This window comes from Microbacterium sp. (assembly GCF_030149085.1).
In the GTDB taxonomy this organism is placed as follows: Bacteria; Actinomycetota; Actinomycetes; order Actinomycetales; family Microbacteriaceae; genus Microbacterium.
This window is the reverse complement of the sequence record NZ_JASBSF010000347.1, coordinates 1-2,906: the sequence shown is the minus strand read 5'-3', so window position 1 is coordinate 2,906 and position 2,906 is coordinate 1. Positions and strand designations below refer to the sequence as shown.

The 2,906-nt window shown below is 65.2% G+C and carries 2 protein-coding genes; both read right to left on the bottom strand.

Going from position 1 to position 2,906, the window contains the following annotated elements:
- Positions 1-2,001: DEAD/DEAH box helicase (locus Q1V87_RS14270; RefSeq protein ID WP_300594257.1), on the bottom strand; the 2,001-nt coding region annotated here is incomplete at its 3' end.
- Positions 1,998-2,759 carry a twin-arginine translocase subunit TatC gene (gene tatC, locus Q1V87_RS14265; RefSeq protein ID WP_300594260.1) on the bottom strand — a complete coding sequence of 254 codons (762 nt, stop codon included), beginning with the start codon at positions 2,757-2,759 and terminating at the stop codon, positions 1,998-2,000. The genes Q1V87_RS14270 and tatC, both read right to left, overlap by 4 nt.
- Positions 2,760-2,906 lie beyond the last annotated feature (147 nt).

Sequence of the window (2,906 nt, the reverse complement as noted above, 5' to 3'; positions counted from 1 at the left end):
CGGCGTGAGTGTCGCGGCACCGTCTGCGTCGACGCGCACATAGTCGAGACTGGCCAGAACGTCGACGATCCGATCGAAGACCCGAGCGACAGTTCCCGTGCGCGCGTCGATCTGGCTACGAAGGCGCTCGACGGTGCGATCGAGCTTCCAGTACCGCTCTGCCCACCGGGCGTGATGCTCCCGGTCCGGACACTGGTGGCACGGATGCCGCTGCATGCGCCGGCGCAGCTCACTGATCTCGCGCTGACGCTTGTCGCGCGTCTGGCGGGAGGCATTGGCGTCCTTGCGATTGAGCTTTTCGAGATCACTCAACTCGCGACGGATGCCCGAATACTCGGCGAAGTCGCCCTTGTCGCAGCTCATCGCCTTGGCGTAGCCCGCGAGCGACTCCTCAGCATCCTTCACCTGCCGGGCCAGGCCCACCACAGCGCGGTCGGCCTGGAACTGCGCGAACGAGGACTCGAGAATCTCTCTCGCGCGGGCCCTGCCGAACTGGTCGATGAGGTTGACGGCCATGTTGTACGTCGGCCGGAAACTGGAGTTCAGTGGATACGTACGGCGGGACGCCAATGCTGCCACTGCCTGCGGGTCAAGTCCCTCGGTCCACTGGACGACGGCGTGGCCCTCGACGTCGATCCCCCGGCGTCCGGCGCGGCCCGTGAGCTGCGTGTACTCCCCCGACGTGATCGCGACCCGCGCTTCGCCGTTGAACTTCTCGAGCTTTTCGAGCACAACCGTTCGCGCCGGCATGTTGATCCCCAGGGCGAGGGTCTCGGTCGCGAAGACGACCTTCACGAGCTTGCGCTGGAAGAGCTCTTCGACGACCTCTTTGAACGCCGGAAGAAGACCCGCATGATGTGCAGCGACACCCCGCTCCAGGTTTTCACGCCACTCCCAGAATCCAAGCACGGCGAGGTCTTCCTCGAGCAGCGTCCGAGTGCGTTCCTCGACGATCGCCCGGATCTCCGCCCGCTCTTCGGGGGTTGTGAAGCGTGCTCCGGAGCGACGCACCTGCTGCACAGCAGCGTCGCATCCGGCGCGGCTGAAGATGAAGAAGATCGCGGGAAGCAGATTGGATCGCGCGAGCAGTTCGATCACGTCGGGGCGATCGAGCCGTTCGATCCGTTGTGCGTTCGCGGACCGCACGGGACGGTGACCGCCCTTGTGCGGCCGGCGATGCTGGCCGTCGCGCCCGCGGCTTCCCGACATGGCGGCGCTGCGACTGGCCTGCACGCGGCGGTTGCTCTCGTAGGTCGGACCCTTGAACGAACGGATACGCATGAGTTCTTGGTTCACCTGCGCCGTCGCGACGCCGGCACGGTCGTCGAACAGTGGCAGGAGGTCCCCGCGCACCAGAACGTGTTGCTCGAGCGGGACGGGTCGGGTCTCCGACACGATGACGTCAGTGTCTCCGCGCACGGTGTCGAGCCAGTCACCGAATTCCTCAGCGTTCGACACCGTTGCCGAGAGCGAGACCAGACGAACCGCGGGCGGCAGATGGATGATGACCTCTTCCCACACGGCACCGCGGAACCTGTCGGCGAGGTAGTGGACTTCGTCCATGACGACATAGCGCAGGTCGCGCAGCGCCGGCGAGCCCGCGTAGAGCATGTTGCGCAACACCTCGGTCGTCATGACGACGACGCGGGCATTTCCATTGATGTTGGTATCGCCCGTCAGAAGCCCCACATCGTCGGGACCATAGACATCCACGAGCTCACGGAACTTCTGGTTGGAGAGCGCCTTCATCGGCGTCGTGTAGAACGCCTTGTCGGCGGGCTCCCGCATCGCCAGATGAATCGCGAACTCGCCGACAATGGTCTTTCCCGCGCCCGTGGGGGCGGCGACGAGCACGCTTCGACCCGACTCGAGCGCGTGGCATCCGGCGATCTGGAACGGATCGAGATCGAACCGCTGATCGTCGGCGAACGCCGCCGTGACCGGATACACGCGGGCCGCCTCGGCCCGCGCAAATCGCTCCGCTGGGCTCGGAACGCTCACCCCGCAGCCTCAGGCGGCAGCAGGGATGATTGGCGCTTGGACTTGCGTCTGTCGAACAACATCGAGACACCCGCCGCTGCAAAGAAGAGCACGATCAAGATCCCCGCGAGCATCACCATCGACACGGCATCAGCGGCGGGAGTGGCGACCGCGGCAAACAACGTTGCAACGAGCACCGCCACTCGCCAGCCCTTGAGGATGGCGCGGCCCGACATGACCCCCGCGACGTTCAGGGCCACGAGGAACACGGGCAGCACGAAAGAGACCCCGACCACGAGGAGGAACTTGAAAACGAAGTCGTAGTAATACGTCGCGTCGTAGAACAACGAGGTGCCCGTGGGCGCGAACGTCGCCATGATCTCCACGACATGCGGGAGCACGAGCCACCCCACGACGGTTCCGGCGAAGAACAGCGGCACGGCTGCTCCCACAAACCCAGCCGTGTAACCCACCTCTTTGCGGGTGAGTCCCGGCATGATGAAAGCCCAGATCTGCCAGAGCCAGATCGGCGCCGAGATCAGGATGCCAATCGCGAATGCGATCCGGATGCGAAGGTCGAACGGTCCCGTGACCGTCGTGAACATGACCTCGACATTGGCTTCGATGCCACGCGCAGCCGCGACGTCGACGATCGGGACCGTGATCAGCCGAATGATCGGATCCGTGACGATGAACGCCACCACCATGCCGACAACGAGCGCGAGGGCAGAGATCATGAGCCGCTTGCGCAACTCGATCAGATGCTGCCCGAGCGACATCCTCCGGTCACGGCGCGGCCGGTTGGGCTCTCCCACCTGCGGCAGGGAACTGGTCGCCACGCGGCAGGGTCAGGCTGTGGAATCTCGGCCGCTGGATGACGCGGCCTGCGACGAGCCGGCAGAACCCGTCGACGACGAGTCAGCGGC